The organism is Magnetococcales bacterium, assembly GCA_015231755.1.
In the GTDB taxonomy this organism is placed as follows: domain Bacteria; phylum Pseudomonadota; class Magnetococcia; order Magnetococcales; family Magnetaquicoccaceae; genus Magnetaquiglobus.
Genome location: JADGAZ010000014.1, coordinates 65,676 through 81,297, shown reverse-complemented (window position 1 = coordinate 81,297; position 15,622 = coordinate 65,676). Strand labels below are relative to the sequence as shown.

Sequence of the window (15,622 nt, the reverse complement as noted above, 5' to 3'; positions counted from 1 at the left end):
AGGTCATTCATCATTTTTTTGTGGAGCAAGGATTCATGGATAAAAAGACGGTCTTGATCGTAGACGACAGCAGTCTGGCACGGATGATGGTTCGTAAAATTTTTGCCACCAAATTTACGGAGTGGAATCTCATCGAAGCCAAGGATGGGGAGGAGGCGCTGAATCTGTCCGATACACCGTTGCATCTGGCCTTGCTTGACTTCAACATGCCCGGCATGAACGGCATTGAGCTGGCGGAAAAATTGATGGTGAAACATCCCAGGATGGCGGTCTATCTGGTGACGGCCAACATTCAGGACCGGATGCATCAGCGGGCGGAGAGCATGGGCATCGGATTCATCAAAAAGCCCATCGCCGATGGCAAAATCGCGGATATTCTGCAACAGATCGCCTGAATGGTCGATCCCGGAGGGGAAGAAGAGCGCAGTGTCATGTGAGGATGGTCATGATGGATCCCGGCCGAGGAGCGACGCGATGTTCTGCCTGAGTGAGATGGAAGAGGACGCCCTGAAGGAATTTTTCAACATGGGTCTGGGGATGGCTGCGGCTTCGTTGAGCCAGATGGTGAACAACGAGGTATTGCTCTCCCTGCCACAACTCAAGGTGGTTCCCTACGAAGAGGCCACCAAAATGCTGGTGGCCAACGAAGAGGAAAAACTGGTCGCCATCCGACAGAATTTCACCGGAGAACTGACCGGCACAGCCTTGTTGATTTTTCCGGGGGCCGAGAGTCTGGAACTGGTCCGGACCCTGCTCAACGAGCAGATGCCCCTGGAAGTGCTGATGGAGTTGGAACAAGAGACCCTTCAGGATGTGGGCAATGTGGTGCTGAACGCCTTTCTGGAGAGTTTCACCCAGATGATGTCGATTCAATTCGAGTTCGAGGCCGCCGAATTCCTGAAGGGAAGCAGCAATTTTCTGTTGGACATCTCTTCCCATCTGGCCGCGCAGAAACAGGCCCTCACCTCCAATCTTTCCGGGGACAGCGAGCGGGCCTTCGTGCTGATGATGGATTTCAAGACCCATGACGAAGAGGATACCCAACACACCCTGGGGGGATTTGTCGTGCTGTTGTTTTCCCAGTACTCGATGGAGATCCTGAAACGGGAGTTGAAGGTCATTCTCGCCACGCTATGAGACCGGCACACGCGGCATGAGCCAATTGGATATCAAACTGCTTGCCCGGGCGTTGGACGTGAACGCCGTGGGCACGATTCTGCTTGATCCGGAGCAGAGAATCGTCTTCTGGAACGACTGGATGGAGAAGGGTTCCCGTTTGTGTGCCGACGGAGTGATGAACCGTTCCTTGCTGGAGGTGTTCCCGGAACTCAAAAATTCACGGATTTCCCGGGCGGTGGAAAGCGCGTTGCATTCCGGTCTGCCCACCATGTTGTCCCATCGTCTCACCCCCACGCCGTTTCCCTTGTACACCGCCTCGGAAAAAAGCGATGGCAATCCCCGCATGAGTCAGATGGTGCTGATCAAGGCGATCCGGGATGCGGCGGAAACCCGTTATTGTCTGATTCAGATCCAGGATATCACCAACACCGTTTCCCGCGAATTGATGTTGCGCACCCAGGCCCAGGAGTTGCAGTCGGCCAAAGAGAGCGCCCAGGAGGCCAACAAGGCGAAAAGCGATTTCCTGGCCAACATGAGCCATGAAATCCGTACCCCGATGAACGCCATCATCGGCCTGTCCCACCTCGCCTTGAAAACCGATCTGACCCTCAAGCAGCGGGACTACATCTCCAAGATGCACGCCTCGGCCCAGTCCTTGTTGGGGATCATCAACGACATTCTCGATTTCTCCAAGATCGAGGCGGGCAAGCTCACCATGGAGATGATCCCCTTCTATCTGGAGGACGTGCTCAACAATGTGGCCAATCTGGTCTCGCTGAAGGCCGATGAACTGGGACTGGAGGTCAATTTCCACGTCGAGTCCGGGGTGCCGTTGAATCTGATCGGCGACGCCCTGCGGCTGGGTCAGATCCTGATCAACCTCACCAACAACGCGGTCAAGTTCACCAAAAAAGGCAACATCATCGTATCGGTTCATCTGGTGGAGGGGGGGGAGGTCCAGGAGCATCAGGTGGCGTTGTTGTTCAAGGTGCAAGACAGTGGCATCGGTCTCACCGAAGAGCAACGGGGACGACTGTTCACCGCCTTCACCCAGGCCGACTCCTCCACCACCCGCAAGTTCGGCGGTACGGGGCTGGGATTGACCATCTGCAAGCGGCTGGTGGAGATGATGCACGGTCGCATCTGGGTGGACAGCGCACCCGGAGTGGGCAGCACGTTTCAATTCACCGCCGTTTTCGGCAAAAAAGGTCGGGAACGGCGTCGTTTCCGTCTGCCCTCCCGGGAACTGGTGGGCCTGAGGGTGCTGGTGGCCGATGACAATCCGGTTTCCCGGGAAATTTTGCAAAAATCTTTCGAGTCCTTTTCATTCCGGGTCACCTGCGTGGCCTCGGGGGAGGAGGCAGTCATGGAAATGGAACAGGCCCTCACCCGTGGCAAGCCCTACAAGATGGTCTATCTCGATTGGCAGATGGGGGAAATGGATGGCATCCGTACCGCCAAAGAGATCGGCAGGCGTTTTCCCCACGCCAACATTCCCAAGATCGTCATGGTCACCGCCTATTCCCGGGAGGATGTGGTGCTGGCTGCGGAGGGGGCCGGGATCGATGCCTTTCTCACCAAGCCGATCAATCTTTCCGTGCTGTTCGAGACCGTGCTTTCGGTGTTGAATCCGGCGGCGTCCGGCGAGGAAGGCGTGTCGAGAGAGCCGTCGGTGGCGCGGGGGAGGGAAGGGATCCACTTCGACTGGCGGGGATTGCGGGCGTTGCTGGTCGAAGACAACGAGATCAATCAACAAGTCGCCTGCGAGCTGCTTGAAGAGGAAGGGGTCGTGGTCTCCATCGCGGACAATGGCCAGGAGGCGGTGGACGCGGTGCAACACGAAAGCTTCGATCTGGTGCTGATGGATGTGCAGATGCCGATCATGGATGGGTACGCGGCCTCCCGGGCCATTCGGGCCGATGGACGTTTTCGAGCCCTGCCCATCATCGCCATGACCGCCAACGCCATGGCCGGAGATCGGGAAAAATGCATGGCCGCCGGCATGAACGATCATATCAGCAAACCCATTCATCCCCCCACCATGTTTGCCACCATTGCCCGGCATGTGGCGCCACGGGCACCGCTGCTGGCGGCCGCGCCATCCCCGCCGGCGGCCACTCCCCCGAAACCGGTGGTCGAAGTCACCCCTCCTCTGGAAGAGGCCTGGGCCTTGCCGGAACAGGTGGATGGCATCAATGTGGCGGCCGGGTTGAGGAATCTCAACGGCAATCGGAAGCTGTATTGCAAAATTCTGGGGGATGTGCAGGGTCGTTTCGGGGATGTGGTCCCGAAACTGGAAAACGCATTGCAGCTTCAGACCTATCCGGAAGCGTTACGATTGATTCACACCTTCAAAGGGGTGTCGGGCACGCTGGGCGCCCACACCCTGCAACGGCTCTCCGGAGAGATCGAACGGGCATTGATGGAAGAGGCTCTGGATCGTCTGCCCGGGTTGTTGCCCCCCTGGCGTTTGGAGGTGGAACGGGTCATGGCCTCTTTGACGCGGCTGTTGCCCCCCGTCGCGTCGGAACCTTCGCCGGTGGTGGTCCGGACCAGCAGCGAGGCCCTGGACATGGATCGTTTGCGGGAGATCCTGGGTCAGCTCTCCGGTTTGATCGACGAAGGGGATTCGGACGCCCTGGAGTTGGCCCATCAGGCCAGGGGGTTGCTCGAAGGCTCGGAGTTCATCGGAAGCATGGAGCGGATGATCGGGCAGATTGATGATTATGAATTTGAAATGGCACGGGAAACATTGAAAGAGCTGATTCAGGCTCTCGACCTTTAGAATCTGGGAACCTTAAATAGATGATGGATGCAGGCATGCGCGCGGTCATGAGTGAAGATCAAGCCAAAATCTTGATCGTCGATGACGAGACCACCAATATCGATGTGCTCGTGGGACTGTTGGAGCATGCCTGCAAGACCGTGGTGGCCAAAAACGGGGAACAGGCGATCAAACGGGCCAAGGTCATCCCCCGACCCGATTTGATCCTGCTGGACATCGTGATGCCGGATATCGATGGTTTCGAGGTGTGTCGTCGCCTGAAGGCCGACCCGGAGACCTCCGGCATTCCGATCATTTTCATCACCGGCAAGGAGTCGGAAGAGGATGAAACCCAAGGTCTGGCGGTGGGGGCGGTGGATTTCATCCGTAAGCCGTTCCGACCGGCGGTTGCCCTGGCCCGCATTCAGACCCAGCTTGCCTTGCAGCGTCAGCGGTTGCATCTGATCGAACTCAACGAGATCAAGAATCGTTTTCTGGGCATGGCGGCCCATGATCTGCGCAATCCGCTCAACTCCATCAGCGGGTTGAGCGAGATCCTGTTGACCATGGAACTGGATGAGACCGAGGAACGCAGCTTCATTCAGACCATTCACGATGTGTCGGGTCAGATGCTGAAACTGATCCATGACCTGCTGGATGTCACCACCCTCGAAAGTGGCCATTTCGTGCTGGACAAACAACGGTGCGATCTGTCGGGTCTGGTGGCCGAGCGCGTCGAAATCCTGAAGTTCGCCGCACGTCAAAAGGGGGTGACGATCCGGACCGAACTGACAGAAACCCCCGGAACCCCTCTGGATCCGGATCGTCTGGCCCAGGTGATCGACAACCTGCTCAGCAACGCCATCAAGTTCACCCCGTCGGACTCCGAGGTGCAGGTGCGGGTCGGCACCGGCAACAATCAGGTATACTTTCAGGTGGTGGATCAGGGGCCGGGCATTCCCGACACGGAGCGTCATCGCCTCTTCGAGGCCTTCCAGAAATTGAGTACCCGGCCAACGGCCCGGGAAAAAAGTACCGGGCTGGGACTTTCCATTGTCAAAAGGATTGTCGATGCCCATCATGGAGAAATCGTGGTCGCCAACAATGTGGATCGCGGCGCGATCTTTACCTGTTTTTTCCCCGGAGACTGGCAGGAGACCCCGGGAGTCAAACTGTTCACGTCGCCCCTCATCAGAAAGCCTCTGCGGCTGCTGTTGATCGACGATGATTATGCGTTGCGGCTTATGTATGGCAAGGCTTTTGCCGAAGAAGGATTCGAGTGGGTGGGTGAGGCGGAAAACGGACGGGAAGGGGTGGAACTGTATCAATCCCTGAAACCCGATCTGGTGATCTGCGACATCACCATGCCGGTGATGGATGGCATGGAAACCTTGCAAGCCATTTTTGCCAAGGATCCCAATGCCTGCGTGATCATGTTGACCTCGTGCCTGGATCAGGAAAAATGGACACTTTGTCTGGCCAAGGGCGCCAGATACACCCTGCGCAAGGATACCCCGTTTCCCGAGATCCGCCGCAAAGTGCTGGAAATCTGGAAGGAATATCAGAGCAGATTCGCAAAAAACGGCAGTTAGGCCACGAGAGTTTGGACCATGCAAGACAGACAAGTCAGGATTCTGATCGTTGACGACGAAAAGTCCAATCTGGACGTGATGACCGGATTGTTGCGGGATCAGTACAAAATCGTGGTGGCCAAGAATGGAGAACAGGCGCTGCAACGGGCCGGCAGCGATCCCCAGCCCGACTTGATCCTGCTGGATGTGATGATGCCGGGAATGGATGGTTTCGAGGTGTGTCGTCGCCTTAAGGAAAATCCCGTCACCCGTCATATTCCTGTAGTTTTCGTCACCGCCCTCGATCAGATCGGCGACGAGGCGGCGGGATTTTCCATGGGCGCGGTGGATTATGTTTTCAAGCCCATCAATCCGGCGATTCTGCGGGTGCGCTTGCGGACCCATCTGGCTTTGGCGGATCAAAGTCGTCTGTTGGAGCAGCAGGTCCAGGAACGGACCCTGGAACTGGAAAAGGCCCAGGAGGCCCTGCGGGCCAGCATGGGCAATCTGCTGACCATCCAGGTGGGGCCGGGGGTCTTCTGGTTGCAAATCCCGGAAGCCGGACTCTACATCCTGTGCGGATGTCCCAGCGAAGTGGTCAAGCTGTTGATGCTCAAGGGGTTGAACGCGCCGGCCATCAAAAACGGGGTCAACTTTGAAACCGGGCCGAATGTCATTCTGCTCTCTGATCTGTTGGTGCAAAACGGCGGCTTTGCCAACATGGCGGAGTTCCCGGTACTCCAGATGCTGTATCGTCAGGGGATGATCATTCCCGGCCATCCCAACAATACCGGCATCAAACCCATGCTCATCGGCGCGGAGGATCAGGTCAAGGCGCAACTGGCCTATATCCATCGGGGCAATTACGGGTTGTCCCGGGAGGAGTTGATCCAGGCGGGTCTGGATGACGAGACCGCCGACATGATGATGCGCATCAAATTGCAGTTCGCCTTTGGCAAGATCCGTGAGCCTTCGGAGTTTCTCGATACCCTGATGGTCAGCGACAAGCCCCAGGAAATCCGCAACGGGGTGGGAATCCAACGGGTCGGCTGCAACCGTTTTCGTTTCACGTTCCGGCATCAAAGCGCGGAAATCGATTTGAACCTTTCCAAGGATGCGGTCTACAAATCCCCGTATCCCCTGGGATATCATCGGGTTCATCGCCACTATTTCGCGGTGTTGCACACCGGCGAAGGGGATGGATGGGACTCGGAACGTCCCAGCATGAGCAGTGTGTTGATGTTTCAGGGGCGGTTTTATCTCATCGACGCCATTCCCGGGGTGCTGAATGTTTTGAGCGCCTTGGGTATCGACATCAGCGAGGTGGAAGGGATCTTCCACACCCATGCCCACGACGATCACTTCGCCGGCCTGCCCGCCCTGATCCAGACCGACCGCCGCTTGAAATACTACGCCACCCCCATGGTGCGCTCCTCGGTGGCCAAGAAGTTCGCGGCCCTCATGTCCTTCGAGGAGGATAAATTTCATCAATTCTTCGAGATTCACGACCTGGAGTTCGATGTCTGGAATCAGGTGGGTGGGTTGGAGGTGCGACCCATCTACTCCCCCCATCCGGTGGAAACCTCGCTGCTGGTTTTTCGCGCCTTGGCCGATGACGGGTATCGCACCTATGCCCATTGGACCGACCTGACCTCCTTTGCGGTCTTGGACCGGATGGCGGTTCCGGGGCCTTTTGCGGTCTCTCCCGAGCAGATCCAGACCATCAAGAACAACTACCATTTCAAAGCCGATCTGAAAAAACTCGACATCGGTGGCGGCATGATTCATGGCATGGCGCAGGATTTCCGCGGCGACCCCTCCAAACGGTTGCTTTTGGCCCATCTGTCCCGGGATCTGACCACCGAAGAGATGGAAATCGGTTCGGAGGCCATGTTCGGATCGTTGGATATCCTGATCCCCGGCGAACAGGATTACCGGCGGCAACGGAGCTTTTATTATCTGCGGGAGCTGTTCCCGGAAATCTCCGACGACGACATCCGCATGTTGATCAATGGTCCCATCGTGCAATACAACGCCGGCTCTTTCATTCGCTGGGAGGGGGACCGGAACGAATATGTGGAAATGACCGTCTCCGGGGATGTGGTTTATCTGGATTCGGATTTCGGGATTCGCTATCACTTGGGATTCGGGGCGTTCATGGGGTTGCAGTTGATCTTTCCGGAAACCTTGAAGGATGAAGGAAGTTACCGCGCCCTCTCCCACAGTGCGGCGTTGCGTTTTCCGGTCCGGCAGTTCCAGATTTTTCTGGAAAACAGCGGCCTGTATGGCAAACTGATGAAAGTCTTGGAAAAAGTCAGATTTTTGCGCCACACTTGGCTTTTCGGGGAACAGACTTCGTTTGTTTTTCTGGCCCGCATCGCCCAATCCCTGGTCACCCTCCCCATGAAGGAAGGAGAAGAGATTGATCTGGCCGCGGAAACCCCCACACTCTGGATGGTGGTCAAGGGACGGGTGGCCATGGAGAGTGTCTCGGGAGAGCATCTGGAGATGATCGAGCCGGGTGGATTCTTTGGCGAATGGGGATATTTGCAGCGTTTGCCCTGCCCCAGTCGGTTTCGGGCGCAGGAGGCCGGAGAACTGGTGCGGCTGAGCTGGGCCGATCTGCTGGAATCTCCGATCATCCATTGGAAAATGTTGGAAATTTTCCAAAAGCGGACCCGGCTTTCCCACTCCTCCTGATACGTGCAAGCGGGAACTGGCATGTCACCTCTCCTCCTGGACGAAGTGGAAGAAGACGCCTTCAAGGAGCTGTTCAACATCAGCTTTGGCATGACCGCTGCCACGTTGAGTGAAATGGTGGATGCGGAAATCGAATTGTCCGTGCCCTGTTTTTCCATGCTGACCGAAAAATCCATTTCGGATTATATCCGGCATATGTACGGCATGGCTGTGGGGCTGGTGGGCATGCGTTACCGACTGGTTTTTTCCGAGGGGCACGCCATACCGGGCATGGCCGTGTTGCTGGTGCGGGCCGCGGATCTGGGTCATTTTCTCGATGCCTTGCACGGGGGACCGCTCCCGGAATCCATGGCGGCGCTGGTGGAAGCCGAATCCATGCAATTGACCGGCGAAATTTTATTGTATACCTGTGCCAGTTCCTTGAGCCTGCTGTTCGGATCGGAAATCGTCGGGGAGAAACCGATTTTTTTTCGTGGGGATCCGGAGGCGTTGCCCGCCTATCTGGCGTTGGAGGACGCCAACGGTGAGGAGGATCGGCCCCTGTTGATGCTGCGTGTGGATTTCGCTTTGACCGGCAAGGAGGTGACCGGTTCTCTGCTGACCTGGATGGATGGAAACGGTCTGCCGTTGCTGAAAACGGAAATCGACCACTTCATCGCCATGCACATGGCCTGAGGCCGGAAACCTTATGAAAATCATCCGGCTCGATCCAGGAGAACTGTTCATCGGTACCGCACCGGCGGAGGTGCATACGGTCCTCGGTTCTTGTGTGTCGATCACGTTTTACCATTCCCGTCTCCGGCAGGGCGCGATTTGCCATGCGCGCAAACCGGTCCATTATTGCCCGCGCTCCGATTCGGGATTGAAGATCTGTCGGGAACTGGGGGATCATGTTCAGTGTTCCTTGGAGTTCATGCTGGCCTGGTTCGATCACAAGGGGGTTTCCCGTCAAGAGTTGGAGGTGAAACTGTTCGGTGGCGGCATGATGTTCACCAATCTCCCGGCGGCTCGGGACAATCCCATGTTGAGCATGGGAAAACGCAACGTCGATACGGCCATGGAGTTCATCCGGGTCAGTCGGCTCCATCTGACCGCGTCGGATGTGAGCGGTCCCTGGGCGCGGCAGATCGTCTTTTATACCGACAGCGGCGAGATCAAACTCAAGCGCATCCGCAAGTCGATCCAGGAGCTGGAACGCCTGGAAAATCTGTGAAGGGAGCAGGGAAGATGTTGAAACTCGGGGTCAATGTGGATCACATCGCCACGGTGCGGCAGGCGCGGCAGGGGCGTTATCCGGATCCGGTGGCGGCGGCGCTGGTGGCCGAACGGGCCGGGGCCGACGGGATCACGGTCCATCTGCGGGAGGATCGTCGTCACATCCAGGAACGGGATGTGGTCTTGTTGCTGGAGACCACCCAGACCAAAGTCAATCTGGAAATGGCCGTTACCCCTTCCATGATCGAACTGGCCTGCCGCTGGCGTCCCACCGATTGTTGTCTGGTTCCGGAAAAGCGGGCGGAGTTGACCACCGAAGGGGGATTGGACCTCCTGGGCAATCTGGAAACCGTGGGCGCAGCGACCCAACGGCTTGCCGCCGCCGGGGTACGGGTCTCTTTGTTCATCGATCCGGAACCCGAACAGATCCGTGCCGCCGTGGCCGTGGGCGCGCCTGTGGTGGAATTGCATACCGGAGCCTACGCCGAATGTGTGAATCCGGTCCGCCAGCAGCACGAGTTGGACCGGATTCGTCACGGAGTGGAGCTGGCACGTTCCCTGGGATTGATGGTCAACGCGGGTCATGGTCTCCATTACCACAATGTCCAGGAGATCGCCGCCATCGACGGATTGACGGAACTCAACATCGGTCACGCCATCATCGCCCGCGCCCTGTTCGACGGCATGGCCGCTGCCGTGAGCGAAATGAAACGCTTGATGCGCGCAGCCGTGGGCGGGCATTCGTGATTCTGGGTATTGGCACGGATCTGGTTTCCATCGAGCGGATCGAACACATCCTCAGTCGTCATGCCGATCGTTTCATCCAGCGGGTCTTCACTCCGGCGGAACAGCAACTCTGCGGTACACGCAAAGCGGTCTCTTCCGCCTGTTGGGCCAAGCGGTTCGCGGCCAAGGAGGCCCTGGTCAAGGCCCTGGGCACCGGAATGCGTGACGGAATCTGGTTTACCGATGTGGAAATCCTCAACGATCCTTTGGGCAGACCGGTGATGACCGTGACCGGGGAAGGGGCCAGGCGGTTGCAGGCACTCGGCTCCACCCATGGGGTCGGGACGACGCGGATTCATCTTTCCTTGGCCGATGAAAGCGGATTCGCCCTGGCCTACGTCATTCTTGAAGGCCATTAACCGCTTATTATTTCAGGTTGATCCATGTCCGAACTTCTGTTCCCGACCGACGAACTTCCCCAACTGCCCGCCATCAAGCAGACCCTGTTCGACGAGATCAAGGGACGCATCGAAGCGGCCCATACCTTTTCGGAGGTGCTGCCGGAACTCGAAGAGCACATTCTCAAATTTCTCCAGGCCCAGCGGCTGACCATCTATCAAAACGCCCGGGATGGACAGGAGATCATCGCGAAGTTCAAAAGCGGCACCGAACTGCTCGAAATCCGGGTGCCCCTGACGGCCAACTCCGTGGCCGGTTATGTGGCGGTGAGCGGCAATGCCGTGAACATTGCCGATGTCTATGACACCCAGTCTCTGATCAATATTCACAAGTCCTTGCGGTTCGACGCCCGCTTCGATCAACGCTCCGGATTTCGCACCCGGGCGGTGATGGCCATTCCGATTCGGATCGGTCCCCCTTTGTTGGGGGTGTTGCAGGTGATCAACAAGGTGGGTGGGGGGAGTTTTTCCGATTCCGACCTGATCTTCGCCCGTCATCTGGCGGCCATCCTGGGCAAAAAATTTCATCAGGAGTTCGAGGGCACTGCCGCGCCTTATGAATACCTGATCCGGCTCAATCTGTTGACCCAAGAAAAATTGGAGGAGTTGAGCAAACGGACCAAAAAAGAGGGGGTGACCATGCCCTTTCTGCTGGTCAACGAGCTGAAAATCTCCCCCGATCTGGTGGCCGCCTCCCTGGAGAGCTATTATCTTTTGCCCTTCATGCGGTTTGACCCCAATATCATCCCGCCCAAAAAGCTGTTGAAAACCCTCAACATGTCCTATTTACGGCGACAGCTTTGGGTGCCTTTGGCCGGTGAACTCAACGAAGAGATCCTGATTCTGATCGACGATCCCACGGATATGAGTCGGCAGATGGAGATCCAACGGGCGCTGCCGGCGAAAAAATACATCTTTCGGGTCGGTTTCGCCGAGGATGTGTTGCAGTATCTGGGCGGCGGCGGGGTTTCGTCCTATCTGCACGGTCTGGCGGGCAAACTGGAGGAAGAGGATGTCGTGGACGGTGGCGGCATCGACGAGGGAACCGAGGCCGGGGAGATCAATGAAAACGAAAATACCGTGATCCAACTGGTCAACCGTCTGATCATCGATGCCCATCGGGCGGGAGCGTCCGACATCCACGTGGAACCGGGTGCCGGGCGGAACGCCTCGATGGTGCGGTTGCGCATTGACGGTTTGTGTCGTCCGGCTCTGGAGATTCCCGCCACCCACATGCGGGCCGTGATGTCGCGCATCAAGATCATGGCCCGCCTGGACATCTCGGAACGGCGCAAACCCCAGGATGGCAAAATCGTGGTCAAGGTCAAGGGCCAACCCCTGGAGTTGCGGGTGGCCACCATTCCCACGGTTTACGGTGAGGCGGCGGTGCTGCGGGTGCTGGCCACAGGGGGTGGACTGCCGTTCGACAAATTGAGCCTTTCCGAGCGCAATCATCGGGAGTTGGATCGTCTGGTCACGATTCCCCAGGGAATTTTGCTGGTGGTGGGCCCCACCGGATCGGGAAAAACCACCACCTTGCACGCGGTGATCGGTCGCATCAACACCCCGGACCGGAAAATCTGGACCGCCGAGGATCCGGTGGAAATCACCCAGCAGGGGTTGCAACAGGTGCAAATCGATCACAAGATCGGTTTCACCTTTGCCATGGCTTTGCGATCCTTTTTGCGCGCGGATCCGGATGTGATCCTGATCGGTGAAATGCGGGACAAGGAGACAGCTCACAGCGGCATCGAGGCCTCCCTGACCGGGCATCTGGTTTTTTCCACGCTGCACACGAATTCGGCGGCGGAGACCATCATCCGTTTGCTGGATTTGGGATTGGATCCCCTCAACTTCGCCGACGCCTTGTTGGGCATTCTGGCGCAACGGCTGGTGCGGACCTTGTGCGGGGAGTGCAAACAACAGTACAAACCGGACGAAGAGGAGTGGAAACGCCTGATGCGTCTGTACGGCGAGGCGTATTTCCCGGAAATGGGCCTGACCCGTGAAACAACGGTGCTGTATCGTCCCGGCGGCTGCGGCAAATGCGGCAAAACCGGTTACAAGGGACGGGTGGGGGTACACGAGTTGCTGGTGGCCAGCAAAAACATGAAATCCTTGATCGTCAATGGGGCCAAGGCGGAGGAGTTGCGGGCGCTGGCGGTTCAGGAGGGCATGCGTACCCTGATCCAGGATGGCGTGGCCAAGGTCTTGAAGGGCATGATCGATCTTTCCCAGCTCTTCCGCGTGGCCACAGAGTAAGGAAAGATTTGACATCTTCTGAAAATGCGCTAGCTTATACTCTTGCTGTATTCCACAGGTCTGTTGATTGACATCGTTTCAACGGCAGACAATCTGTCATCACTTCCTGATCGACCGGGTCATCTTGAAAATGAACGTATTGATCGTTGAAGATATTGAAGAAAACCGCATCATCCTGGCGCGTTTTCTCACATCCTATGCCCAATGCGACATGGCGAAAAATGGCCAGGAGGCGGTCCATCTCTTCGAGACGGCGTTGCGCAACGGATCGCCCTACGATCTGGTTTTGCTGGATATCGTGATGCCGGTCATGGATGGACAGGCAGCCCTCAAGCAAATGCGGGCTATGGAACAGGAGTTCCGGAATCCTCATGATCCGGAAACCGTCATCCTCATGACCACCTCCGTGGATGCCCAGTCGGAGATCGTCGAGGCGTTGGAACAAGGTCACTGTACGGATTATCTCAACAAACCCATCAGCCGCGCCAAACTGCTGGTGAAGCTGAGCGAACTCAAGCTCATTCCTCAGGATTGGTGGAAACAGGATCTGAAGAAATAGGGCGGTTGGCCTCCCCCTCATCCGCCGGTCGGGTTGGAAAAGCTTGGATCCTCCCTCCCCTTGGCCTTGCCCTTCCCCGTTGCGTCGTCTCTTGTCCCCGGACCTGAAAACGGCTGCTGCTCACGATTGTGTCGTGTTCATCCAGAAGTTCCAGGTGGTGCGGTCCGGAGGTCAGCGTCCATCCTTCCCGGGAGACATCCAGGGGTTGGCCATCCATGCGCCAGTGGTGGCGCGGATGGAGCGGTTCCATGCGCGGAAAAAGCCGTTGATGGCCTGGAGGAATATCCGGGTCCAGGGCCAGAATGCTCCCATCGGCGGGTTCCGTGATGCGGGGAGGGCGGGAGGCGATGTCATTGAGGTGGATGTCGCCCATCTCGGTGCCGGTCAGGTACCACTCCTGTCGGGGCGGCTCCAACGGGGGATGAAAGGTGGTCGTCACCTGTGTGACCCCTGCCGGTGGCGTCAGGGGGAGGGGTGGATTCTGGTTGTCGTCTGGCGGGTGCAGGTGGAGCATCAATCCCTGCCATATCTGGGCGGATCCGGATACTCCGGAGACATCCCGCATGGGTTGACCCTCGAAATTGCCCATCCAGACCCCGACCGTGTAACGGTGGCTGAAACCGATGCACCAGTTGTCCCGCATCTGTTTGCTGGTGCCGGTTTTGACCGAACTCCAAAACGGGGTGCCCAGGGGGTTGTGGAGGCCGAAGGTGATGCTGCGGGCCACGGGATCGGCGAGCATGTCCGCCACTAAAAAGGCAGAGGCCGCCGAAGAGACTGGTTTTTCCGCCGGGATCGGTTGATCCGCACGCAACCGCAACGGGATGTATTTCCCGCCCATGGCCAGGGTGCGGTAGGCCGCCACCTGTTGCCACAGGGAGACCTCCACCGATCCCAGGGCCAGCGCGTAACCATAATATTCCCCTTCCCGCTGGAGCTGGTCATAACCCAGTTGTCGCAATCGTTGGATGAAGGGGGGCAGACCGGTCAGCAGCAGCGTGCGCACGGCGGGCACATTGAGGGATGAGGCCAGCGCGGTTCGGGCGCTGACCCATCCCTTGAAGGTGTGGTCATAGTTTTTGGGCACATAGACGCCCGTGGGCGTGGTCAGTTCCACCGGGGAGTCGTCCAGCAGGGAGGCCGGGGTGATCAGGCGTTGCTCGATGGCCAGTTGATACAAAAACGGCTTGAGGGTCGATCCCGCCTGACGCACGGCCCGAACCCCATCCACATAACGGGTGGAGGGATGATTGTCTCCGCCCCCCACATAAGCCAGAATCTCTCCACTGGCATTGTCGGCCACCAGCACGGCGCCGTTTTTGACCTGATGATTGGCCAGATCCTGCAATTGAGCGTTCAACAGATCGCCGGCCAGCCGTTGCAGGGGGGCGTCCAGGGTGGAACGAATGGGCGCGATTGCGGTGATATCCGACTCTTTCAGGGGTTCCAGGAGCAGTCGGGCGGCATGGGGGGCCCAGTTGTCCGGATGGCGGATCGCCGGCAGACGACCCCGCAGCAGACGATGCGCCATCTCGTCCAGGGTAGCGCAGGGGATCTCCGGATCGTGATGGCGGGCGAGGGTGCAGGCCCGTTTGGCGATTCTGGGGGCGGACCCGTTGGGCGCCGGGATCAGGGCCGTGAGCAGCAGGGCTTCGGAGGTCGACAATCCACCCGGGTGCTTGCCGAACAGGCTGCGACTGGCCGCCCCGATTCCCTGCAACTCCCCCCGGAAGGTGACCAGATTCAGGTAGGCTTCCAGGATCTGGTTCTTGCTCCAGGCGGATTCCAGCCCCCAGGCGGCCTGCATCTGTGACCATTTCTGGGGCCAGTCCCGGCGTCCCCGGAGCGGACGCAATACAGGATTCAGCAATCCCGCCAGTTGCATGGTCACGGTGCTGGCTCCACGGCGAATGTCCGACAGCACACGATCCCGCAGGGATCCCAGCACAGCGGACCACGCCACGCCGTTGTGGTCAAAAAAACGGCGATCCTCGGCCAACAGCACCATGCGGATCATGGCCGGAGAGATTTGTTCCAACGGAACCCACTCCAGCCGGCGACCCTGGGCATTCACCCGCAACAGGTGCAAAGGCGCGCCATGACGATCCAACAGCCAGGCGTCGCTGCTGGCAAACTGCTCCCGGACCTGGGTGAAGGTCAACGGGGCGGCGTCGGTTGCTGCGGGTCCGGGCCGCCACCAACGGGTATAACCACCGGCCATCACCCCGAACGAGACCAGAGTCACGAG

General features: G+C 58.1%; 12 protein-coding genes. 11 read left to right on the top strand and 1 reads right to left on the bottom strand.

Translation table 11 applies throughout. The annotated features are described in order from the left end of the window. Positions 1-35 precede the first annotated feature (35 nt). From HQL98_10510 to HQL98_10460, 11 genes are all read left to right on the top strand, one after another. Positions 36-395 (top strand): response regulator, encoded by a 360-nt coding sequence (locus HQL98_10510; protein ID MBF0272483.1) that lies wholly within the window; start codon positions 36-38, stop codon positions 393-395. Positions 396-474: 79 nt separating this feature from the next. Further along, complete coding sequence (locus HQL98_10505) at positions 475-1,137, top strand: hypothetical protein (GenBank protein ID MBF0272482.1); 663 nt, start codon at positions 475-477, stop codon at positions 1,135-1,137. Between the two features lie 16 nt (positions 1,138-1,153). Continuing rightward, positions 1,154-3,904 (top strand): response regulator, encoded by a 2,751-nt coding sequence (locus HQL98_10500; GenBank protein MBF0272481.1) that lies wholly within the window; start codon positions 1,154-1,156, stop codon positions 3,902-3,904. Between the two features lie 47 nt (positions 3,905-3,951). Continuing rightward, on the top strand, positions 3,952-5,475 hold the full coding sequence (locus HQL98_10495) for a response regulator (protein ID MBF0272480.1): 1,524 nt from the start codon (positions 3,952-3,954) through the stop codon (positions 5,473-5,475). Positions 5,476-5,493: 18 nt separating this feature from the next. Further along, a complete protein-coding gene (locus tag HQL98_10490; protein ID MBF0272479.1) occupies positions 5,494-8,154 on the top strand; it encodes a response regulator in 2,661 nt (886 codons plus the stop codon). A 21-nt stretch (positions 8,155-8,175) separates the two neighbouring features. Further along, a complete protein-coding gene (locus tag HQL98_10485; GenBank protein MBF0272478.1) occupies positions 8,176-8,829 on the top strand; it encodes a hypothetical protein in 654 nt (217 codons plus the stop codon). Between the two features lie 13 nt (positions 8,830-8,842). Continuing rightward, complete coding sequence (locus HQL98_10480) at positions 8,843-9,367, top strand: chemotaxis protein CheD (protein ID MBF0272477.1); 525 nt, start codon at positions 8,843-8,845, stop codon at positions 9,365-9,367. Between the two features lie 14 nt (positions 9,368-9,381). After that, complete coding sequence (gene pdxJ, locus HQL98_10475; GenBank protein MBF0272476.1) at positions 9,382-10,116, top strand: pyridoxine 5'-phosphate synthase; 735 nt, start codon at positions 9,382-9,384, stop codon at positions 10,114-10,116. Beyond that, complete coding sequence (locus HQL98_10470) at positions 10,113-10,514, top strand: holo-ACP synthase (GenBank protein ID MBF0272475.1); 402 nt, start codon at positions 10,113-10,115, stop codon at positions 10,512-10,514. The genes pdxJ and HQL98_10470 overlap by 4 nt, the downstream gene beginning before the upstream one ends. A 24-nt stretch (positions 10,515-10,538) precedes the next feature. After that, positions 10,539-12,815, top strand: coding sequence for a GspE/PulE family protein (locus HQL98_10465; protein MBF0272474.1), 2,277 nt, complete (start codon positions 10,539-10,541; stop codon positions 12,813-12,815). Positions 12,816-12,945: 130 nt separating this feature from the next. After that, the gene (locus HQL98_10460) at positions 12,946-13,374 is read left to right on the top strand and encodes a response regulator (protein MBF0272473.1); all 429 of its coding nucleotides are present in this window, start codon (positions 12,946-12,948) and stop codon (positions 13,372-13,374) included. Here the strand turns inward: HQL98_10460 and pbpC are convergent. Continuing rightward, the gene (gene pbpC, locus HQL98_10455; GenBank protein MBF0272472.1) at positions 13,334-15,595 is read right to left on the bottom strand and encodes a penicillin-binding protein 1C; all 2,262 of its coding nucleotides are present in this window, start codon (positions 15,593-15,595) and stop codon (positions 13,334-13,336) included. The two genes, HQL98_10460 and pbpC, sit on opposite strands and share 41 nt — an antisense overlap. Positions 15,596-15,622: the final 27 nt, after the last annotated feature.